Below are 20,999 nucleotides of genomic sequence, written 5' to 3' on the forward strand. Positions count from 1 at the left end.
GGGCCGCAGCCGGGCCGGGCCGAGATCGGGTGGCCGCGGGATGCCGCCTGGGCCGATGCGGTTGGGCAGGTGCGGCGGGGGGGGGGGGCGTGGGGGGGCGCCGGACGGGAAGCGCACCCGCCGCAAAGCGCGGTGCCAGTTGGGTGAGTGGAAGGGCTTTCAGCGCGGCGTAGGCAGGGTGCCGGGCCAAAAGCGGACTCGCTGCGGGATGTCGTGCTGGCTGGGTGAGCGGGCGGGCCTTCAGCGCGGCGTCGGCAGGGCTCCGGAGTCGATGGCGTCCAGGACTCGGGTGGCGCCGCCGGCGGCGGCTGCGCTGGAGTCCAGGGCTGAGGTGACGATGACCGTGCCGCCGCTGTCGGCGGCGGCTGAGCGGGCGGCCAGCTCGCGCGCGGCGGACGGGATCAGCCACGGCGCCAGGTCGGTGAAGTAGCCGCCCAGCACCACGCAGGCCGGGTTGATGAGGTTGGCCAGGATGGCGATGCCGTGGCCCAGGTGGGCGCCCGTCTCGGTGAGGGCGTCCAGCACGTGCGCGTCGTCCGCCTTGGCGAGGCGCTGGATCTCGTCCATGTGCGGGCCGAACTCCGAGGGGGACAGGGCCGTCTCGATGCCCACGTCCGGCAACGCCCGCCTGATCACGGCGCCCACACCGGCGTACGCCTCGAGGCAGCCACGGCGGCCGCAGCCGCACACCGGGCCGGCCGGATCGAGCGGCAGGTGGCCGAATTCGCCGGCGAAGCCGCGGGCGCCGCGCAGCAGGCGGAAGTCGCTGATGATGCCGGCGCCGATGCTCGCGCCGCCGGTCAGGTACACCAGGTCGCCCGTTCCGTTCTGGGCGCCCAGCCGTTGTTCGGCCAGGACGGCCAGGTTCGCGTCGTTCTCGACGAGCAGGGGATAGCCGGGTTCGCCCAGCGCGGCCAGCAGCGACTTGCGCACGTCGACCCGTTGCCAGCCGAGCCCGGCCGCCAGCTCGACGACCCCGTCCGCGTCGACCAGGCCGGGCACGGCGACCGTCAGGCCCAGCACGCGCCGTCCGTCGTGGGAAAGCTTCGACACCGTACGCCGGGCCAGCGCCGCCAATGCCGCGATCGCTTGTCCCGGCTGCCCGGCCGTGCCGGAGAAGGCGCGCCGCCAGGACAGCAAGCGCTCGCCGGCCAGGTCGAGCGCCACCGCGGTCAGGTAGTCCGAGTTGATTTCCAGGCCCACTGCCGCGTACGGGGAACCGTCCAGCACCAGCATCACGGCGGGCCGGCCGATGCGGTTCTCGGTCATGCCGACCTCGCGCACCAGACGCCGGTCGATGAGGTCGGTGACCAGGCTGGACACGGTGGCCTTGTTGAGGCCCGTCGTGGCCGCGATGTCGGCCCGGGAGCACGGCGCGTGGGTGCGCAGATGGCGCAGCACGACGGCCAGATTCGTCGCCCGGACGTCGGCGAAATCGGCCGGTTGCGGCCCGTTCTCCCTGGTGAGCACCGACGACCCCCGCCCCACGAACATTCCCTTCGGCAGCGTACGGCACCGAAACCCGGTGGGCCTTGCCGGGCCGCACTTAGTTCGTTTACCGTCCCAACTAAAGACGAAGGAGTCAACGATGAAACTCGATAGAAGGCAGCTGCTCGCGCTGACCGGGCTGGGCGCGGCGTCGACGGTTCTGGCGGCCTGCGGCGACGCCAAGACGTCCAGCGGCCCGGGCACGACCACTCAGGATCAACTGACCAAACTGCTTCCCGCGTACGCCCCGAACGAGCTGGTGAAGGCCGACATCCCCAGCGTCAACGGCGCCAACGGCTTCTTCAGCAACCCGGCGTTCCTGAAGTACCCGGCCAATCCCGTCACCACGGTGAACGGGGTGCCGGGCAAGGGCGGCAGCTACACCACGATGACCCCGCTGTGGGGCGCTATTCCGTCGGCGAGCGGCAACGCGTACTACGCCGAGGTCAACAAGGTGCTCGGTGCCACGCTCAAGCTGCAGCCGGCCGACGGCTCCAACTACGACAAGGTGCTGCCCACCCTGTTCGCCGGGGACAAGCTGTCCGACTGGGTGCAGATCCCGAGCTGGAACATGGGGAACCTCGGCTTCGCGGACGCGGTCAACAAGTTCGCCGACCTGGGCCCCTACCTGTCCGGAGACGCCATCAAGGCGTACCCCAATCTCGCCGCCATCCCCACCAGCGCCTGGCAATGCTGCATCTGGAACGGCAAGCTGTTCGGCCTGCCCGTGTACTACAGCGGCGCGACGATCGCCGGCACGCTCTTCCACCGCAAGGACATCCTGGCCAAGGAGGGCATCAACCCCGACGACATCAAGACCCCGGCCGACCTGGCCGAGCTCGGTAAGCAGCTCACCAGCGCCGCGGCCGGCCGGTGGGCGTTCGATGACGTCTTCGACTCCCTCGGCCAGATCTACAAGTTCCCGGTCGACCCCAACCGCTGGGTCATCGACGAGGGCGGGAAGATCATTCACCGGTACGAGACCCCGGGCATCCTCGAGGCGCTGGAGTGGTACCAGACGCAGGCCAAGGCGGGGCACGTGCACCCGGACGCGCTGGCCGACAAGAAAGAGGACGCCAAGCAGCGCTTCTGGAGCGGCAAGGTGGTCGTCACCGGCGACGGCCCGGGCGCCTGGAAGGGCGACGACGCCAAGAGCGGAAAGGCCGCCAACCCTTCGTACGACCGGCAGGCCTTCAAGCTGCTGTCGACCGACGGCAAGCCGCAGATCTGGATGAACCCGAGCGCCGGCATGTACAGCTTCCTCAACGCGAAGCTGAGCGCCGACCAGATCAAGGAATGCCTCTCGATCGCCAACTACCTGGCCGCGCCGTACGGGTCGAAGGAGTACCTGACCGTCAACTTCGGCGTCGAGGGCACCGATTACACGATGGTCGACGGCAACCCGGTGCTCACCGAACGCGGCAGCAAAGAGGTGGCCACCACGTACCAGTTCCTCATCACGCCGATCAGCCCGACCACCGTCATCGCCGGGCAGACCCAGGTCGTCAAGGACTACGCCGCCTGGGAGGCCGACATGGTGAAGTACGCGGCCAAGCCGGCCTTCTACGGCATGAATGTCACCGAGCCCGCCCAGTACGCGAGCATCAATCAGCCGATGGTCGACCTCGTCAAGGACATCCGCTACGGCCGCAAGCCCATCTCGGCGTACCAGGAAGGGTTGAAGACCTGGAAGGCGCAGGGCGGCGATCAGCTGCGCGCCTTCTACGAGGACATCCGCAGCAAGTACGGCACCGGCCAGTGACAGCGCTCCGCGACGCGACGCCGGCTCTTCGAACACCGGATCCGAAGCCGGTCAAGAAGAGCCGGTTCCGCCGGGACCGGTCGCTGCTGCTGATGGTGATCCCGGCCGTCCTGCTGCTGATCGTCTTCAACTACGTGCCCATGTTCGGCACGGCGACGGCCTTCCAGCGCTACAGCATCTACGCCGGCTTCTGGCACAGCCCGTGGTCCGGCCTGGAGACTTTCCGGCAGCTGTTCTCGGATCCGTACTTCTGGAGCGCGCTCGGCAACACGCTCGAGCTCAGCCTGATCCAGCTCATTTTCTACTTCCCGATCCCGATCGCGCTGGCCCTGCTGCTGCACTCCATCATGAGCACCAAGGTGCGCACGATCGTGCAGTCGGTCGTCTATCTGCCGCACTTCTTCTCGTGGGTGCTGGCCGTGACCATCTTCCAGCAGATGCTGGGCGGGGCCGGGGCGCTCAACCAGTTCCTGCGTCAGCACGATCTGGGCACCTTCGACGTGATGACCAACCCGGACACCTTCGCGCTGCTGGTGACCTCGCAGGTGATCTGGAAGGAAGCGGGCTGGGGCATCATCGTGTTCCTGGCCGCCCTGGCGGCAATTGACACCCAGCTGTACGAGGCAGCAGCGGCCGACGGAGCCGGGCGCTGGCGGCGACTCTGGCACATCACGCTTCCCGGCATCCGTGGCGTCATCGTGCTCATGCTCGTGCTGCGCTTGGGCAACGTGCTCACCGTCGGCTTCGAGCAGATGCTGATCCAGCGGGGCGCGGTCGGGCGGGACGCCGCCGAAGTGCTCGACACGTACGCGTACTACTACGGCGTCGTGAACGCCAACTTCAGCCTCGGCGCGGCCGCCTCGCTGTTCAAGGGCGTGCTGTCGCTGCTGTTCCTCTTGGCCGCCAACAAAATCGCGCACCTGCTGGGCGAGGACGGACTGTATCGGCGATGACTGTCGTGACCCCGCTGGCGGATCCCAACCGCCGCGCCAGCAACCGGCCCAACTGGGAGGAGCCGCCCACCGCGGCCGGCCAGACGGGCAAGGGCATCGTTCTGTTCCTGGTGGTGGCCGTGGTCGCCATCCCGCTCTGGATGGTGTTGCTCACCAGCGTCTCCACGCAGAGCGCGGTCAACCGGGCCGGCGGCATGGTGCTCGTGCCCGACGGCGTGACCTTCGAGGCGTACCGGCAGATCTTCACCAACCAGTTGGTGATGCACTCGCTCGTGGTCAGCCTGGGCATCACGATCGTCGGCACTCTGGTGTCGATGGTGGTGACAATCCTTTGCGCGTACGGGCTTTCGCGGCACGGATCGTTCGCCCACCGCCCGATTCTGCTGCTGCTCGTGGCCACCATGTTCTTCAGCGGCGGCATCATCCCGACGTTCCTGGTCGTCTCGGCCCTCGGCGGGTACGACAGCTACTGGTCGATGATCCTGCCGACCGCCGTGAGTGTCTTCAACATCCTTGTCGTACGAGCGTTCTTCTCCAACACCGCGCAGGACCTTATCGACGCGGCGGCCATCGACGGCGCCGGGGAATGGCGCACTCTGTGGTCGGTCGTGCTGCCGACGTCGCGCGCCGTCACCGCAGTGGTGGCCCTGTTCTATGCCGTCGGCTACTGGAACACGTTCTTCAACGCGCTGCTCTTCCTGCCGGACAACCAGAAGTGGCCGCTGCAGATGGTCATCTACACGTACACCCTGCAGGGCAACGCGATGCCGGGCACCGGCCAGAACACGACCGGCCAGTACTTCGGCACGCAGGAAATCACTCCGCTGGCCATCCAGATGGCCGTGGTGACGCTGACGCTGATCCCGATCCTGCTGGTGTATCCGTTCGTGCAGCGGCACTTCACGAAGGGCGTCCTGCTCGGGGCGATCAAGGGATGATCTGGTTCGGCGGGGACTGGAACCCCGAGCAGTGGCCGCCGCCGGTGTGGGCCGAGGACGTGGAGCTGATGCGCCGCGCCCACGTCAACCTGGTCACGGTCGGGGTGTTCTCGTGGTCGCGGCTGGAGCCGGCGCCGGAGAAGTTCGAGTTCAGCTGGCTCGACGAGGTGCTCGACCTGTTGCAGGCCAACGGGATCGGCGCCTGCCTGGCCACGCCGACGGCCTCGCCGCCGCCGTGGTTCACCGACGGGCTGCCGGTCACGGCGGCGGGTGTCCCTTTGTCGTACGGTTCCCGAGACACGTACTGCGTCAATGCTCCGCCCTATCGCGCGGCGAGTGAGCGGATCGCGCAGGCGCTGGCCGACCGCTACGGCGACCACCCGGCCGTGCGGATGTGGCATGTGCACAACGAGTACGGCACGACGTGCTACTGCGACCACTGCGCGGCCGCCTTCCGCCGGTGGCTTGCCCGCGCGTACGGGAATCCGGAGGCGCTCAACGCTTTCTGGAGCACCGATTTCTGGTCGCAGCGGTACGCGTCCTTCGACGAAGTGCGGCCACCGCGGGCGACCCAGTATCTGAGCAATCCCGCCCACGTGCTGGACTACCGCCGCTTCGTCTCGGACGCGATGCTCGACCACTACGTGCTGCAGCGCGAGATCCTGCGCCCGACGGGCCGGCCGGTGACGACGAACTTCGCGCTCGGCGGCTGGGTGCCGGTCGACCACGCGCGCTGGTCCCGCGAGGTCGACGTGGTGGCCGTCGACGACTACCCGGCCACGGTCGCCGGCCACCTCGACGACCGCGCCTTCGTGGCCGACCTGGCCCGCGGCTGGGCCGTCGGCAAGTCTTGGATGGTGATGGAGCACGCCCCGGGCGCCGTGCTCGAACAGAGTGAAGTCCGAACGCTGGCCGACGGCGAGGCGATGGCCGCCGCCCAGGCCTACACCGACCGCGGCGCCACCGGCGTCATGTACTTCCAGTGGCGAGCCAGCCGCGGCGGCGCCGAACAGTGGCACCCGGCGATCGTCCCCCACGAGGGCCCCGACACCCCGATCTTCCGCGAGATCACAGCCGTCGGCGCCGCGCTCGCCGACCGCACGCCGCAAAGCCCGACCGCCACCCGCGCGCTGCTGTACGACGAGCAGACAATGTGGGCCTGGCAGTCCCCCCATCTGCCGACGAGGCAGATCGACTACGAGGCGACCTGCCGCCGCTGGCACCGCGCCCTGGGCCACCCGGTCGACGTGCTCCCGGTGGACGCACCCTTGGACGGCTACCGCCTGGTGGCCGCGCCGCTGCTTTACCTGACGTCCGCCGCGACCCACCGCGCGTTGCGTTCATACGTCGAGGCCGGCGGCACCCTGGTGCTGACCTTCGGCTGCGGCCTGACCGACGAACACTGCCGCGTAACCCCCGGCGCCTTCGACGACCTGCTCGGCGTACGCACAATCCGCCACCTACCCGGCGAGGGCCACTTGTGGCTCGACGACATCGAACCCACCACCGCCGAAGTCCTGCTACGAGGCTTCGGCGACCGCCCGATCGTCACCGAACACCACTACGGCCGCGGCCTGGTCCGCTTCCTCGCCACCGACCTGGACAACCCCGGCCTCTGGTTCAGTCTCCGGTCAGAGCGCGCCGACGAAGGCTCTGAGCGTCCGGTGGATCGGGGAGATGTCGGTGCGGTCGGGTAGGGCGGCGTAGATGTCACCACCCAGATCGGCCGGCATCTTGGAGCCGCTCTCACGCACGATCAGGACGTTGTGTTTGCCCTTGCGGCCGATGAAGTAGCCGGCCTCGAAGACCACGTTGTCGCGAGGCACGGCGCTGTCCTCACGGCTTTCGTCAGCCAGGTCGTCATCCTTGGTGAAGAGGAAGACCCCGCCGGTCGATCGCGCCGACGCGGCCTCGATCTGCTCGATGATCGACCGCCCCGGGAGGAAGTCGGTTCGCCAATCGAGCACCCGTACCCCCAGCCACTGCAGGTACTGCTTGACGGCAGCGGCGGTCTCGGTCGAGCTGCCGCAATAGCCGAGGAACAGGTCGTGGCGTTCGTCCATCTGAGCTTTCCAGTAGCCGAACGGCACCTTGAAGTCGTCGGTGTGCAGCCAGGAGACGTCAGCGTCCGATGGGAACCGGCCCAGATAGCCGCCGAACGTGAAGTCGAAGACCCCGCGGTTGCGCACGTCGCGCTGCACCAGCACCAGGATCGGCAGGCCCAGGGTGCGGGCCAATGCCCCCTCGTAATGGTTGAACTCCGTAGGCAGGACCACCGAGTTGCCGTCGCCGTCCCCGAAATGCCACCGGGGCATACCGAGTATCACCGCGCCACAGCAACGCCGGGCGATCTCGTCAGCGAGCTCGGGGCTCCAGGACTTGGCTGACGTGAGCCCAGGCTGCCCCCGGGGATTGTGAAAGATCTCCGGCGTGTAGCCCAGCTTGGCGATCTCGTCGACGATGCCCCACTTCAGACGGTTCTGCTGATCGTCGAGCCAGATGTCGGCCGGCAGGCTCACATAGACACGGCGGGTGATCAGCATGTCGGCCGACGTTACGCCGCAACGCGGAGGCGTGTCTGTCGGCTTGCAACACTTCAGCTTGTTTCGGTCAGGGTGAAGGCGTCGGCCAGGGCGGGGGTGCGGCGCATCGTGGCTATGGCTCGGCTGGCTCGGCTTTTCACGGTGCCGGGGGAGCAGCCCAGCTGGGTGGCTATCTCTTGTTCGGAGAGGCCGGCCCAGTAGCGCAGCACGAGGACCACGCGCTGGCCGGGTGGGAGCTCGCGCAAGGCGGCCAGCACCACCTCGGCGGTGTCTCGATGGGCGTACGCGTCGCCGGGGGTGGGACGGTCGGGTGGCGCGGCCGCGGGGACCTCGCGGCGCCACAGGCGGCGGCCGGCTCGCCAGGCGGCGCGGGCCATCACCTGGCGGGTGTAGGCCTCGGGGTCGCCGTCGGCCGGGAAGCCCAGGCGCTGCCAGCCGCGATAGGTCTTCACCAAGGCTTCCTGGGTCAGGTCCTCGCCGTGGCCGCGGTCGCCGGTGAGCAGCGTGCCGTAGCGGACCAGCGCGGGATAGCGGGCGCTGACGAAGTCGGTGAAGCCGTTCACCGCTCGATCCCGAAGATCTGCTTCAGCTCGGCCACGGCGTCGTCGTCGAAGCGTACGCGGCCGCCTTGCGACGAGACCGCCTCCTGGCACTTGCCGCCTAGGGTGATGACCACGTGAGCCGTGCCGATGTCGAGCCGCATCCCCGGCTGTTCGGGCCCTGCGCAGGCTTCGCTGTCGGGCACAGGATCCCGCTGGTCTTGCAGCACACGAACGATCTCGAACAGCTTCGTCGTCTCGGTGGTCTTGCCCCGCAGCGGATGGACCGGGTCGGCCGGGTCGGATGCGATCAGCTCCGCGACGGCCGGAACATCGGGCACGATCAGCCGTCCGGCGTCGACCGGCTCGGTGCGGATGCTGCCGAGGATCTGGCGGGTCTCGGCGAGGCTCGTTCCCAGATAGACGGTGGTGCGCGACCACGGCAGGACCACCTGGAGGTCGTAGTCGCCCCGCGAGGTGTCGGCCTCGGAAATCCGGTTGGAGACCCAGGCCGGTTCGCCGCCCGGCAGCGTCAGAGAGATCGGCGGCGTCATGACGAGTCCGTCGTCGGTCATGACAGCGCCGGCGGGCGCCCGCATCTCGCCGTCCTCGACCACGACTCTGATCACGGCGCGGGGACAGGCCGACCACGAATTCTCCGGGTCGCCCGTGGTGTCCGGGATGAGAATGGTGCGGTCCGGGTCGGCGCACGACCGGTCGCGGCCGCCGGTGATGCCCTGCCACCCGGGCGGCACCGGCAGGCGCAGACCGCCCGACACCAGCACTCCGTCGGCGAAGTGCGGCACCGGCAGCGGCCGGTCGATGACGCTCACCGGTGGCGGCGACGAATCCCTCTGGAACTGCGGCACCGCCAGCGCCCCGCCGGCCAGCACACCCAGCACGGCGAACGTGCCCGCTACGAGCCGCCGGCGCTGCTGGGCGCGGCGGCGCCGGGCGACCGCCGCCGCCGGGTCGAGCGTGCGCGGCTCCACCCCGGAAACCGCCTCGTCGAGCAGATCTTTGATGCGCTGCGCCATCCGTATCCCTGTCCCCGATGAACTCCCGTCACCCTCCCAAAGACATCGGCCGCCCGCTGGGTTCCTCCATCGTGAAAAGCTGTCGAGATGAATATTCGGGCTGCCGTCGTAGGGGCGGGCATCGTCGGCGCCGCCATCGCCTATGAGATCGCCCGGGCCGGCGGCGACGTCGTGCTCGTCGACAAGGCGGAGCCCGGGTCGGGAGTCACCGCCGACTCGTTCGCCTGGATCGGTGAGCCCCGCGACGGCGATAAGGAGGACGCGAGCACGCCTCTGCGGCGCGGCGCCCTCACGGACTGGCGGCGCTGGGAGCGGGAGGTGCCGGGCGTTCGCGTGCAGTGGCGCGGCGCCCTGCTGTGCGGCGAGGACGGGGACGCCGATGCGTCGGAGCTCGAGCCGAACCTGCGCCAGCCGCCCGTACGATCGGTCTTCCTCAAGACCCACGGCGCAGTCGATCCCGTCGCGGTGACGCAGGCCTTGATACGCGCGGCACAGAGCCACGGTGCGCGCCTGCAGACGCACACTGTGGTCGACCCGCTGACGGCTTGGGGAGACGCGGACGTGGTCGTGATCGCGGCCGGGGTGGGCGCTCCCGCGTTGCTTCGGCCGCTGGGCTTCGAGCTGCCCGTGACATCCTCGCCGGCTCATCTCGTCCGCTTCGCGGCGCCGCCCGGCCTGGTCCGCACCATCTTCGTCACCCCGGATCTGGAGGTCCGCGAGGCCGCCGACGGCGAGCTGCTGGTCGCCGCCGCCGGGGACACCCCGGACCCGGGGCCGGAGATGCTGCGCCGCCTCACCACGGCGTTCGATGCCCCGGGCGTGCGCCTGCTGGGCGTACGGACCGGGGAGCGTCCCATGCCGGCCGACGGGATGCCGCACATCGGCCCCGTCCCGGGCGTCGAGGGCGTCTATGTGGCGGTCATGCACTCCGGGGTCACGCTGGCGGCGAAGGCAGCCCGGCTGATCGCCGAGGAGATCGTCGGCGGCGTCGAAGCCACCGATCTGGCCGGGCTGCGTCCCAGGGCCGCGACACCTCAGGCGGAGTAGACCTCCAGGGCGGAGAGCTGCCCGGCGGGCCAGCCGGTGTTGGCGGTGAAGGTCACGCGTACGAACCGGGCCTGAACGGACGAGCCGGTGACCGTGACGGTGTTTCCGGTGGCCGGGTCGAAGGTCCGGGCGCCGCCGGCGAAGGTCGCGAACGAGCTGCCGTTCGTGCTGGTGGCGACGGTGAGCGTCTGCGTGCGGGCGCCCCAGCCCGGCGGCAGCTTCAGGACGAGCCGGCCGACCGGCAGCGCCGAGCCCAGGTCGACCTGGATCCACTGCGGGAAGGCGTGATTCGTGCTCTCCCAATAGGTGCCGGCATCACCGTCGACGGCGTTATTGGCCCCGTACGTCTGCGTGTGGCCGCTCTCCGCCGTCGGCTTGCCGCGGGCCAGATCGCCCGTCGGCGGTGGCGGCGGCGTCGTGCCGGTGGTGGGCTGCGTCGGGCGTACGGCGGTGAGGGCCAGCTGTCCCTTCAGCATCCGCCCGCCGTCCTGGGTGATGCGCAGGTAGTAGTCGGACGAGCAGAAGGTGCCGTCCTCGTCGAGCGCGCGGATCCCGCTGCCGGCCGGGACGGAGGCGGCCGTCTCGGCGGTCTTGGCGATCTGGTTGCCCTCGTTGAACTCGTCGAACATCGAGACGTACAAGCCCTGGGCGCCCAGCTTGATCATGTTGTAGAGGCTGCGCCAGTAGAAGTCGCCGTGGCGTCGGGCGCCCGTGGAGAGGTCACCTGGCAGCACGCAGGGCTGATAGTCGATCCCGTACGCGTTGCACTCGGCCTGATCGGCGGTGTTCACATTGGCCAGGAACCAGTCGAGCCCGTCCAGCGTTCCGGTGCGGCCGACCATCCACGGCGAGATCATGTTGAACGCGCGGTAGACGGCCTCGAACCCGGTGCGGCTGTCGTTCTTGCCCTCACGCCAGTACGTGGGCACGCCGCCGATCACGTAGCAGCCGCGCGCCTTGAACCAGTTGACGACGTCGAGGCAGGCGGCCGGGGCGAACGGGCGGCCGTCGTCGTTGAAGCCGAAGCCCCAGATGCACACCACCGGCTTGCCGTTCTGCCGGGCGTAGGCCGAGGACGACGTGTGCGCCGCCATTTTGTTCGTCCAGTCGGTCTTGATGTCGCCCTGCATCGACGTCCAGCCCGTGACGTCGTACATGACATAGAACTTGCGACCCGTGGCCTCGGCCGCCGTGCGCACCTTGCTCGCCATGGCGTCGCGGGTCGGGCCCTCGTCGCCCATCGGGTTGAAGCGTTGGAGGGCCGCGGTGTCGATGCCGTAGGTGCGCATCCACTGGAAGTGCGTGTCGACCGTCTGCTGGTCGTACGAGGAGAAGAGGGTGGCCGGGCGGCCGTCGCCCAGATTCGGGTACGCCGTGGGGTAGGCGCGGGTGAAGTCGCGCATGTCGGGCCAGGACACGATCGTCGTGTTGGCCGGCGAGGGCGGCTGGAAGCGGTCGCGGCTCCAATGCCACCAGCCGCCGATCGGGGCGCCGTCGCCGGGGCAGGCGAACCAGCCCTGGTAGCCGACGCTGATCTTGCCGACGACATCGCCGGGCGGGGAGGCGGCGCCGGCGGGGGAGGGACGGGTGACCAGCGCGGCGGCCGAGCAGAGGGCCGCTGTGGACAGCAAGGTGCGGCGAGTGACAGGCATGGGGACTCCTGAGGATCCGGGGGATACGGGGAACGGATCGACGGTCATCGTGACAGTTCTGTTCACGAGAGCGCAATACTTGGACCACCACGCGAAATATTTGAACAGCCGTAAACGACAAGTAACTCTGAGTCGCGGGATTGGCAAACTTGAAGCATGAAGAGTGCACTATGAGTGACATTCATGCTGCGTGACCTCGGTATATGCCAAGCTCAAGTTACTGATGGTGATCGAGGGCCGCATGTTCCTAATCTGACGGTGAGTGACGGCGGGGGGCCGTCCGCAACATGTCGGGTGGGGCAATGGGGGGATATCCGGGGCCCAAGCGGGATCCGTGGACAGTGGCGTTGCATGCGGGTCCGGCCGACCCGCACGGACGGCCGGCGGGGGACCGGCCGCTCGGGTGCGGCGTGCTGATCGATCCGTGGCGGGTGCTGACGTGCTCGTCCGTTCTGCAAAATCGGTTCGGTACGGAAGACGAGTTGTGGGCGGCGTTCCCGAAGGCGGGTGTGCCGTGGACGGTCCGGCTGCGGGTCGTCTCGGTGCGGGCGGATGCCGCGGCCGACGTCGCGGTGCTGGTGCTGGAACGGCCGGCACCGGACGGCGTGGTGCCCGCGCCGTTGTCCCGTCCGGACGCGGCCGATCTGGTCGGCGAGCGCTGGTGGTCGTTCGGCTTCCCGGCCGACACGGCGTTCGGCGGCGACGGGCGCGGGCACGTCGGGGCGGCTCTGTCGTACGGGTGGATGCGGCTCGAGCCCGACCCGGACATCGGCCTGACCGACGGCTTCGTCGGCGCCGCCGTGTGGTCGCCCCGGTTCGAGGCCGTCGTCGGGCTCATCGGCCGCGTCCAGGTGGTCGGCGGGCGTGCCGGCGAGGCGATCGCGCTGACCGTCGCCCAGGCCACGAGCGCCCTGCCCGACGAGCGCCTGCACGACCTGGCCGGCTGGTCGGCCGCCGACGCCGGCGAATCGGCGCTGGCCGCGTGGGGCTGGTCGCTGGCGTCCGATGTGGAGGCAGCGCGGCACTGGTCGCCCCGCTCGCGGGGCGTGGCCGTCGATTCCGAGCCCGGCTACCGCTTCCGGGGTCGCCGGGCCGCGCTTTCCGTCGTGGTGGAGTGGCTGCGGCGGCCCGCCGTCGACGACCGGGTGCTGGTGGTCACCGGCTCGCCCGGTGTCGGCAAGTCGGCGGTGCTGGGCCGGGTGGTCACCACGGCCGACCCGGGGTTCCGGGATCTGTTGCCGGCCGGCGACGACGCCCTGCGGGCCGACCTCGGCTCGGTCGCGTGTGCCGTACACGTGAAGGGAAAGACCGCCTTGGACGTGGCCGTGGAGATCGCGCGCGCCGCGGCCGTACGGATTCCGCAGAGCCCGGCCGAGCTCGCGCCCACGCTGCGGCGGCGCCTGGCCGACCGGCGAACGTCCCGCTTCAACCTGGTCGTGGACGCGCTCGACGAGGCGGTCAGCCCCGAGCAGGCCCAGCAGATCGTCGAGGACATCGTGCTGCCGATCGTGCGCACCTGCGGCTCGGTGGGCGCGCAGGTCGTGGTGGGCACGCGGCGCAGCGACGACGGCGGCGACCTGGTGCAGCTGTTCGGATCCGACTGCGAGGTGGCCGACCTCGACAGCGAGCACTACTTCGAGGTCGAGGACCTGACCGCGTACGCGTGGGCGACCCTGCAGTTGACCGGTGCGGAACGGATGGGCAATCCGTATGCGCCGAACCACATCGCCGGTCCGGTCGCCGCGCGCATAGCGGAACTGGCCGACCGCAACTTCCTGGTGGCCGGACTGACCGCGCGCCGGCACGGGTTGTACGACCACGTCGCCGTACGACCCGAGGATCTGGCCTTCGCGCCCGACGTCGACGACGCGCTCGAGGCGTACGTCGACCGCCTGCCCGAGGCGGGCCGGCTGGCCGCCAAACTGGCCCTGACCGCGCTGGCCTACGCGAAGGCGCCCGGCCTGTCGCTCGAGCTGTGGCACGCCTTCCTGGCCGCGTTCGGGGTGGCTGTGGAGCAGGACGAGCTGGCCGACTTCGCGCGGTCGTCGGCGGCCAACTTCCTGGTCGAGTCGAGCGGCGAGCTGCCCGGGCGGCGGTTCCGGCTGTTCCACCAGGCGCTCAACGACGCGCTGCTGCGCGAGAGGCGCTTCCGCGGGGCCACCGTGGCCGACCAGCGCGCGATCAGCCACCGTCTGATCCGGCACGGCCGCGTGCACGGCTGGTCCCAGGCCGACCAGTATCTGTTGCGGTCGCTGGCCGAGCACGCCGTGGCCGCCGGGCTCATCGACGACCTGCTGGTCGACGACGAGTACCTGCTGTACGCCGATCTGCTCCGCCTCGTGCCGCCGGCCGACTACGCCCGCACCATTCTCGGCCAGCAGCGCGCCCGGCTGCTGCGCCTCACTCCGCAGGCGGCCACGGCCAGCCCGTCCGAGCGGGCCGCCCAGTTCAGCGTCACCGCCGTGCTGGAAGGGCTCGACTCGCGGGTCGCGGTCAACCGGCGGGCGCCCTACCGGGCCGGTTGGGCGGCGGTGCAGCAGCGGCGGGAATGGGCCGTCCTCGAAGGACACACGGGCGCGGCCGGCTCGATCTGCGTGCTGCACGCCCGCAACGGCGACCTGATCGTGGTCAGCGGCGGCACCGACGGCACGGTCCGCACCTGGGATCCGAGCACCGGGCAGCAGCGCAAGGTGATGCTGGCCGGCGCCGACGTGGTCGAGCTGGTGCCCGTCCGCATGGACGGGCGCACGCTGGTCGCCTCGGCCGGCGCCGACGGCACGGTGCTGCTGTGGGACCCGGAAAGCGGGCAGCTGCGGCACAGCGTGCGCTGCGAGCCCGACCAGATCCGCTCGCTGACCCCGGCTCCCATGGCGGGCGACGAGGGCTTCGGCGTGGTCTGCGCGGACGGCAGCATGACGGTCTGGTCCCCGGTCGGGCGCACCACGCGGCGCAGCATGATTCACACCGGCAAGGTGTCGGCCGCCGTGCTGTGCGGGCCGGACCGGGTGATCAGCGCGGGCACCGACGGATCGCTGCAGTACTGGAAGCTCGGCGCGCCCGAGCCGGGCTGGGCGGCCGCCGCGCACAGCCGGGCCATCACGGCGCTCTGCCTGCTGCCCGAGCACGGCATCGTGGTGAGCGGCAGCGCCGACGGCACGGTCCGCATCGGCGACGCCGCCACGGGCATGCCGTTCGTCAAGATCGAGGTCGGCGATCCCGTACGGGCGTTGTGCCCGATGACCCGGCAGGGCGCACCGCTGCTGGCGACGGCCGGCGACGACGGCATCATCCGGCTGTGGGACGTGCGCTCGGGGCAGCTGCTGCGGGCGGTGGCCACGCACGGCGGTCCGATCCGGCGGCTGTGCGCGGTCGAGGTGCAGGGGCGGGTGCTGATCGCCACGGTCGGGGACGCGGTCGTGCGGTTGTGGGACCCGGATTTCGCCTTCGGCCCGCGCACGGGGGCGGCGGCCACCTCGGTCACCGCGCTGGCGGCGGTGTGGCAGGGCAGCAAAGACCTGGTGGCGGTCGCCTACGGCAACGGCACGGTGCAACTGCTGAACGCGGCCACGGGCGACGCGGTGGACGAGCTCACCGGCCATCGGGACGCCATCACGGGGCTGGCGCCGGTTTTCGCGTACGGGAAAATTCTGCTCGCCTCGGCCGGCGCCGACGGGACCGTGGGCATCTGGAAGCTGCAGAACGCCCGGCAGCGCGCCGATCTCCACCCCCGGCCGGGATGGTCGGCCGCCGTGTGCGCGGTTTTTGTCAACCGTCACCTGTGGATGGCCTGCGCGGGCGAGGAGGGAACCGTACGGCTGTGGGACCCGTTCACCGGCCGGCGGCGCCGCCGACGACCGTGGCGGCGCGGGAACCGAAGCGGAGGACCGATTTCGGTGCTGTTAGCGCTGCCCACGCACGACGGGCCGCGGGTCGTCTCGGGCGGCGCCGACTGCACGCTGCGGGTGTGGGACGTCGAAAGCGGGCGGCAGGAGACGGTTTTCAGCCGGCACACCGGGCGGATCCGTGCCGCCTGCGTACTGCCCTCGGGCGAGGGCGAACTGATCGCCTCGGCCGGGGACGACCAGGTGATCCGGGTGTGGGATCCGTGGACGGGCAAGCAGGTGCTGGCGTTGCAGGGCCACACCGGACGGATCACGGCCGTGTGCCCCGTCCGGGCCGGTGACCGGATGCTGCTGGCCTCGGCCTCGCACGACGCCACCGTACGGCTGTGGGACCCGGCCACCGGCCTGTGCGAGCTCACCATCCCGGTGCACCACGAGGCCACCGCGTGCGCCTCGGTGGCCGACGAGCTGATCGTCGGCACCACGGCCGGCGCGCTGGCGATCAGCCTGAGCCTCTAACGGATCTGGCGGGCGACCTCGTGATGCGTCACCGTGGTCTCGCGGTCGACCAGGAACTCGTCGTCCTCGGCGTAGAAGACGGCCACCGAGATGTCGTCCCCGGCGAACCCGCGGATGTCGTCCAGCGAGTCCCACCAGCTCAGCGTGGTCACCTCGGACCGGCCGTCGCCGAGGTCGCGCACCCACATCTCGGCGCCCCGGTTGCCCGGTGTCTCGCGATAGCCCGCCAGCCCCGTCCGTTCGATGTAGGCCACGTACTCGCCGGCCCGCTCGGTCCGCACCCAGCCCCGCCACATCCGCGCGATCATTTCCGCAGTTTACGGCCCTTCGGCGGGGTCGAAAGTTCCGAGAACGGCGGCCCCGCGCACACGTCCCTCGGCGAGGTCGATCAGCGCGGCGTCGGCGTTCTCCCACGCGTACGGGGTCACGGCGACCTCGAGGCGGTGGTGTTCGGCGAAGTCGAGCAGATCGCGGCCGTCCTGCCGGGTGTTGGCGGTGACGCTGCGCACCGTGCGTTCCTGGAACAGCTCTTCCTCGTAGCGCAGGGACGGGATGTCGGTCAGGTAGATGCCGGCGATGGCCAGCGTGCCGCCCCGATCCAAGGCCCGCAGCGCCGTCGGCACGAGCGTGCCCACCGGCGCGAAGATGATGGCCGAGTCCAGCGGCACCGGCGGTCCTTCGCCGGCGTCGCGGGCCGAGGCGGCGCCCAGGTCGAGTGCCAGCTGCTGGGCGCGGGGTGAGCGGGTCAGCACGTGCACCTCGGCGCCCTGGGCGATCGCCACCTGGGCGGTGAGGTGCGCGGAACCGCCGAAACCGTAGATGCCCAGGCGGCCGCCGGGCGGCAGGTCGGACAGGCGGAGTGCGCGGAAGCCGATGATGCCGGCGCACAACAGCGGCGCGAGCTCCGCGTCGGTGTAGCCGGACGGAAGCGCGTACGCGAAATCGGCCCGGACCGTGGTGAACTCGGCGTACCCGCCGTCGGCGTCCCAGCCGGTGTATCGCGAGGCCGGGCACAGGTTCTCGTTGCCGCGCGTACAGAAGTGGCAGGTGCCGTCGGTCTCGCGCAGCCAAGCCACGCCGACCCGGTCGCCCGCCCGCCATCCGGTGACGTCCGCGCCGACCTCGGCCACGTGCCCGACCACCTCGTGCCCCGGCACCACCGACCGCCGATGCACCGGCAGCTCGCCCGACGCCACGTGCAGGTCGGTGCGGCACACGCCGCACGCGTCCACCGCGACCAGCAACTCGCCGGCACCGGGCCGGGGCGTCGCCATCTCGACCCGGCTCACCGCGCGGCGCACGTCGGCGCCCGGATTCGTCACCTGCCAGCCCAGCATGACCCACCTCCGTACCCATCCTGACGCGGCGTGGCAGGCTTTGCCGGTGAGCGAACCCGTGGATGTGGACCTGGTGCTGGTGGGCGGGGGCGGCGCCGCCTCGCTGGTGCTGGCCGCGCTGGGACGGCGGAGACCCGATGTGCGGGTGGCGATCGTCGACCCGGTGCACAAGCGGGGGCAGGACCGCACCTGGGCCTTCTGGGGCACGCCGGGCACGTTCCTCGACCCGCTGCTGAGCGCGAGCTGGGACGAGGCCGACGTGGTGACGCCGGGCGGCCGCCGGGTGCTGCCGCTGAACCCCTTGCGGTACGCCATGTTGCGCTCGGCGCCGCTGTACGAGCTGGCCGGGCAGGCCGAGAAAGACCTTTCCGCCGTACGGGTCACCGCCCCCGCCTCGCAAGTGCTCGACGACGGTGAGCGGGTGCTGGTCACCGGGCCGGACGGGGTGCCGCTGGTGCGGGCCGGGTGGGCGCTCGACTCGCGGCCGCGGCCGCCCCGGCGCCCCGGGCGCACGAGCTGGCTGCAGCACTTCCGGGGCTGGTGGCTCGAGGCGGACGGGCCGGCGTTCGACCCCGGCCGGGCGGTGCTGATGGATTTCCGGACGCCGCAGCCGGCCCGCGGGGTGTCGTTCGGCTACGTGCTGCCGGTCAGCGACCGCTTCGCGCTGGTCGAGTACACCGAGTTCTCGCCGGCGGTGCTCACCGGCGACGAGTACGACGCGGCGCTGCGCGGCTACGCCGGGCTGCTCGGCCTCGACCTCACCTCGCTGCGGGTGCGCGAGGTCGAGGACGGCGTCATCCCGATGACCGACGGGCCGTTCGACTCGCACCCGTCGCCCCGGGTGGTGCGCCTCGGAACCGCGGGCGGCGCGACCCGGCCGTCGACCGGCTTCACGTTCTCAGCGATGGCCCGCCAGGCCGAGGACGTCGCCCGGGCGGTCGCGGCCGGCCGTCCGCCGGTGCCGGGCCCGGCCTATCCGGCGCGGCACAGGTGGATGGACGCCGTGCAGTTGCGGGCCCTCGACCGGGGGCTGGTGGACGGGGTCGCCTTCTTCGACCGCCTGTTCGCGCGCAACCCGGCCGAGCGGGTGCTGCGCTTCCTCGACGGCACGACGACGCTGCGCGAGGACCTGGCGCTGATGGCCTCGACGCCCCTGCTGCCGATGACGCGGGCGGCCTTCGGCGACGCCGTCGCCCGGGTGCGGCGCTGAGGCTGTTACGGTTTCCGGCAGCTGCGACTCGAGGAGGTGAGACCGATCAACGTACGTGGTGGTCGGGCGCTTCCCGGTTGTCGGCCGGCGATGCGCTCTGTGTAGAGCGGGCTGAGCCGGAGGCAAGTCATGGACGCTTCTTTTCTTGTGAACGAAACGATTCCCGGCACGCTGTGGGAACCTGATTTTCTTCTGAACGGCACTGTTCCGGGCACGCTGTGGGAACCGGACGGTGGCGACGGGCCGTTGATCCTCGTCGCGCACGGCGGTGGGCAGCACCGGGGCTCGCCGGCGGTGGTCGGCCGGGCGCGGATGCTGGTCGCGGCGGGGTTCCGGGTGGCCGCACTGGACGCGCCTGGATCTGAATCCCCGATGCAGGGCCCGGCCGAAGGTCTGGCTGAGCGTCTGAACCGGATCAACGCCGAGGTGGCCGCGCGCGCCGTCCCGGAATGGAAGGCCGCCCTGGACCTGCTCGCGCCGGACGGGCCGGCCGGCTTCTGGGGTGTCTCGATGGGCGCGGTGATCGGCCTGGAGGTGCTGGCCGCCGAACCCCGGATCACGGCGGGAGTGCTCGGCCTGACCGGCGCCCGCCCCGACCTGGCGAGACGCATCACCGTCCCGATCGAGTTCGCCCTGCAGTGGGACGACGAGCTGGTGTCGCGGGAGTCGGCGCTGGCACTGTTCGACGCTTTCGCCTCCGCCGAGAAGTCTCTGCACGCCAACCCGGGCCGCCACACCGAACTGCCCCGGCACGAGGCGGACAGCGCGGTCCGCTTCTTCCAACGCCACCTGCGGCCGGCCTAGCGCCGTCGACAAACGCTGCGCCGGGGCGGATTCGGTCGTTCCGCCGACCTCGCCATGCCGGTGAGATCGCAGGTGCGCGGTCGAGTTCGGCCGCCCCGGTTGGTGCGGCATGCGCCTCGCCGACATCGGCGGGAGTCGTGCGTGATCGCCGCGCATTCATGGTGCGGCATCGGGTGCCTGGTGCGGCGAGGCGGTCACTGGGCGTGCGGATCGGTGATGAGTAGCCCCAGCGGGGAGGGTTCAGGCGGGCAGGCCGACTGCCGTAAGGCTGGATCGCCACAGCCGGGCCGCGCGGGACGGGTCCGTCGAGCGTGGGGTCGCCCGGAAGGGCGCGCGCCAGGCGAAGTAGCCGCCGGGCGCGAGGCCAGCCGGGTCGGTGGCCAGCCAGAGCAGGGTGTCGGCGCCCTCGACGGGGCTCCGAAAGACGTGGCGCGCCAGGCTGAAGGTAGGGCTCTTGATGCCGAAGCCGCTGCGGATCAGGCCCGGAAAGTAACAGGTCGGGACGATCCCGTACGACGACCAGCGCCTGCTCGCCTCGACGGTGAACAGGATGTTGGCCTGCTTGCTGGCGCCGTACGCCAGCCAGCGCAGGTGCTGCCGCCGCCCGGGCTGGTCGACGTCCAGGGCACCCCACGCCTCGGCTGCCGACGACGTGGTGACGATCCGAGCCGGCGACGACGGCGTAGCGGCGGCTCGCAGACGATCGAGCAGCAGGTGCGTGAGCAGGAAGCCGCCCAGATGGTTGATCTGCATCGTCGGGTCCAGCCCATCAACCGTCATCGGCCTCACCCCGGTCAGCAGCCCCGCGTTATTGGCCAGCACGTGAATGCGTTCATGCTCGCCCGCGATGCGAGCACCGACCGCGCGAACCTCGTCAAGCACGGCAAAGTCGGCCCGATAGGTAGGCGGCGTGCCCCCACCCGCCTCGCGCACCTCAGCAGCAGCCGCGGCCAGACGAACGGGGTCGCGCCCCAGCAGAATCACCTCATCGCCGCGGCGCGCCAGGCCCACAGCGGCGGCCCGCCCAATCCCAGAGCTGGCGCCGGTCACGACAACCGTACGAGGCATCTTCCGACCCTATCGATCATGCCGGCCACCGCGCCGGACCTAGCCGGCTTCGCCGTCCCACCAGCCGTAACGTCAGGCGACCGAAGTCATGCTGATCGCTATGGATCAAGCTGGCCACCGTGCCGGCCCTCGCCGGCTTCGTTGTCGCACCGGCCGTGAGCTCAGGCGGCCGTCGTCGTGCTGGACGGTATAGATCATGCTGGCCGCCGTGCCGGACCCCGCCGGTTTCGTTGTCGCACCGGCCGTGAGTTCGGGTGGCC

General features: G+C 70.8%; 16 protein-coding genes. 8 read left to right on the top strand and 8 right to left on the bottom strand.

From position 1 onward, the window contains the following. Positions 1-240: 240 nt before the first annotated feature. The gene (locus OWR29_RS33910) at positions 241-1,488 is read right to left on the bottom strand and encodes an ROK family transcriptional regulator (RefSeq protein ID WP_267567480.1); all 1,248 of its coding nucleotides are present in this window, start codon (positions 1,486-1,488) and stop codon (positions 241-243) included. Between the two features lie 100 nt (positions 1,489-1,588). Here OWR29_RS33910 and OWR29_RS33915 point away from each other — a divergent pair, with 100 nt between their 5' ends. Genes OWR29_RS33915 through OWR29_RS33930 form a run of 4 tightly spaced genes read left to right on the top strand, consistent with a single transcriptional unit; the run spans position 1,589 to position 6,838 of the window. Further along, entirely contained in the window at positions 1,589-3,250 is a 1,662-nt protein-coding gene (locus OWR29_RS33915; RefSeq protein ID WP_267567481.1) for a type 2 periplasmic-binding domain-containing protein, read from the top strand. Beyond that, positions 3,247-4,203, top strand: coding sequence for an ABC transporter permease (locus tag OWR29_RS33920; protein WP_267567483.1), 957 nt, complete (start codon positions 3,247-3,249; stop codon positions 4,201-4,203). Before OWR29_RS33915 ends, OWR29_RS33920 begins: the two co-directional genes overlap by 4 nt. Continuing rightward, positions 4,200-5,141 carry a carbohydrate ABC transporter permease gene (locus OWR29_RS33925; RefSeq protein WP_267567484.1) on the top strand — a complete coding sequence of 314 codons (942 nt, stop codon included), beginning with the start codon at positions 4,200-4,202 and terminating at the stop codon, positions 5,139-5,141. The genes OWR29_RS33920 and OWR29_RS33925 overlap by 4 nt, the downstream gene beginning before the upstream one ends. Continuing rightward, the gene (locus tag OWR29_RS33930; protein WP_267567486.1) at positions 5,138-6,838 is read left to right on the top strand and encodes a beta-galactosidase; all 1,701 of its coding nucleotides are present in this window, start codon (positions 5,138-5,140) and stop codon (positions 6,836-6,838) included. Before OWR29_RS33925 ends, OWR29_RS33930 begins: the two co-directional genes overlap by 4 nt. Here OWR29_RS33930 and OWR29_RS33935 read toward each other — a convergent pair. Genes OWR29_RS33935 through OWR29_RS33945 form a run of 3 tightly spaced genes read right to left on the bottom strand, consistent with a single transcriptional unit; the run spans position 6,773 to position 9,260 of the window. After that, entirely contained in the window at positions 6,773-7,684 is a 912-nt protein-coding gene (locus tag OWR29_RS33935) for a nucleotide-binding protein (RefSeq protein WP_267567487.1), read from the bottom strand. The two genes, OWR29_RS33930 and OWR29_RS33935, sit on opposite strands and share 66 nt — an antisense overlap. 53 nt (positions 7,685-7,737) lie before the next feature. Then, positions 7,738-8,247 (bottom strand): SigE family RNA polymerase sigma factor, encoded by a 510-nt coding sequence (locus OWR29_RS33940; protein ID WP_267567488.1) that lies wholly within the window; start codon positions 8,245-8,247, stop codon positions 7,738-7,740. After that, on the bottom strand, positions 8,244-9,260 hold the full coding sequence (locus tag OWR29_RS33945) for a hypothetical protein (RefSeq protein WP_267567490.1): 1,017 nt from the start codon (positions 9,258-9,260) through the stop codon (positions 8,244-8,246). Before OWR29_RS33945 ends, OWR29_RS33940 begins: the two co-directional genes overlap by 4 nt. An 87-nt stretch (positions 9,261-9,347) precedes the next feature. Between OWR29_RS33945 and OWR29_RS33950 the strand changes: the two genes are divergently transcribed. Further along, on the top strand, positions 9,348-10,307 hold the full coding sequence (locus OWR29_RS33950; RefSeq protein ID WP_267567491.1) for an NAD(P)/FAD-dependent oxidoreductase: 960 nt from the start codon (positions 9,348-9,350) through the stop codon (positions 10,305-10,307). Here the strand turns inward: OWR29_RS33950 and OWR29_RS33955 are convergent. Further along, the gene (locus OWR29_RS33955) at positions 10,295-11,959 is read right to left on the bottom strand and encodes a glycoside hydrolase family 99 protein (protein ID WP_267567492.1); all 1,665 of its coding nucleotides are present in this window, start codon (positions 11,957-11,959) and stop codon (positions 10,295-10,297) included. The two genes, OWR29_RS33950 and OWR29_RS33955, sit on opposite strands and share 13 nt — an antisense overlap. A gap of 302 nt (positions 11,960-12,261) precedes the next feature. Here OWR29_RS33955 and OWR29_RS33960 point away from each other — a divergent pair, with 302 nt between their 5' ends. Continuing rightward, positions 12,262-16,320: a hypothetical protein gene (locus tag OWR29_RS33960; RefSeq protein WP_267567493.1), complete on the top strand. Its 4,059-nt coding sequence runs from the start codon at positions 12,262-12,264 to the stop codon at positions 16,318-16,320. Here OWR29_RS33960 and OWR29_RS33965 read toward each other — a convergent pair. Continuing rightward, complete coding sequence (locus OWR29_RS33965) at positions 16,317-16,628, bottom strand: hypothetical protein (protein WP_267567494.1); 312 nt, start codon at positions 16,626-16,628, stop codon at positions 16,317-16,319. The two genes, OWR29_RS33960 and OWR29_RS33965, sit on opposite strands and share 4 nt — an antisense overlap. A 9-nt stretch (positions 16,629-16,637) precedes the next feature. Further along, positions 16,638-17,657 (bottom strand): zinc-binding alcohol dehydrogenase family protein, encoded by a 1,020-nt coding sequence (locus OWR29_RS33970; protein WP_267567496.1) that lies wholly within the window; start codon positions 17,655-17,657, stop codon positions 16,638-16,640. A gap of 40 nt (positions 17,658-17,697) precedes the next feature. Between OWR29_RS33970 and OWR29_RS33975 the strand changes: the two genes are divergently transcribed. Beyond that, entirely contained in the window at positions 17,698-18,867 is a 1,170-nt protein-coding gene (locus OWR29_RS33975; protein ID WP_267567828.1) for a lycopene cyclase family protein, read from the top strand. A 147-nt stretch (positions 18,868-19,014) separates the two neighbouring features. Continuing rightward, positions 19,015-19,671, top strand: a complete 657-nt coding sequence (locus tag OWR29_RS33980) for a dienelactone hydrolase family protein (protein WP_267567497.1) — start codon at positions 19,015-19,017, stop codon at positions 19,669-19,671. A 240-nt stretch (positions 19,672-19,911) separates the two neighbouring features. Here the strand turns inward: OWR29_RS33980 and OWR29_RS33985 are convergent, their stop codons facing one another. Beyond that, positions 19,912-20,739 (bottom strand): SDR family NAD(P)-dependent oxidoreductase, encoded by an 828-nt coding sequence (locus OWR29_RS33985; protein WP_267567498.1) that lies wholly within the window; start codon positions 20,737-20,739, stop codon positions 19,912-19,914. Between the last annotated feature and the right edge of the window lie 260 nt (positions 20,740-20,999).

Source organism: Paractinoplanes pyxinae, assembly GCF_026626335.1.
Lineage (GTDB): Bacteria > Actinomycetota > Actinomycetes > Mycobacteriales > Micromonosporaceae > Actinoplanes > Actinoplanes pyxinae.

Coding starts and splice junctions, on each gene's coding strand:
- OWR29_RS33915 (WP_267567481.1), top strand. CDS start 1,589: ATGAAACTCGATAGAAGGCAGCTGCTCGCGCTGACCGGGCTGGGCGCG.
- OWR29_RS33925 (WP_267567484.1), top strand. CDS start 4,200: ATGACTGTCGTGACCCCGCTGGCGGATCCCAACCGCCGCGCCAGCAAC.
- OWR29_RS33930 (WP_267567486.1), top strand. CDS start 5,138: ATGATCTGGTTCGGCGGGGACTGGAACCCCGAGCAGTGGCCGCCGCCG.
- OWR29_RS33935 (WP_267567487.1), bottom strand. CDS start 7,684: ATGCTGATCACCCGCCGTGTCTATGTGAGCCTGCCGGCCGACATCTGG.
- OWR29_RS33945 (WP_267567490.1), bottom strand. CDS start 9,260: ATGGCGCAGCGCATCAAAGATCTGCTCGACGAGGCGGTTTCCGGGGTG.
- OWR29_RS33950 (WP_267567491.1), top strand. CDS start 9,348: ATGAATATTCGGGCTGCCGTCGTAGGGGCGGGCATCGTCGGCGCCGCC.
- OWR29_RS33955 (WP_267567492.1), bottom strand. CDS start 11,959: ATGCCTGTCACTCGCCGCACCTTGCTGTCCACAGCGGCCCTCTGCTCG.
- OWR29_RS33960 (WP_267567493.1), top strand. CDS start 12,262: ATGGGGGGATATCCGGGGCCCAAGCGGGATCCGTGGACAGTGGCGTTG.
- OWR29_RS33965 (WP_267567494.1), bottom strand. CDS start 16,628: ATGATCGCGCGGATGTGGCGGGGCTGGGTGCGGACCGAGCGGGCCGGC.
- OWR29_RS33970 (WP_267567496.1), bottom strand. CDS start 17,657: ATGCTGGGCTGGCAGGTGACGAATCCGGGCGCCGACGTGCGCCGCGCG.
- OWR29_RS33985 (WP_267567498.1), bottom strand. CDS start 20,739: ATGCCTCGTACGGTTGTCGTGACCGGCGCCAGCTCTGGGATTGGGCGG.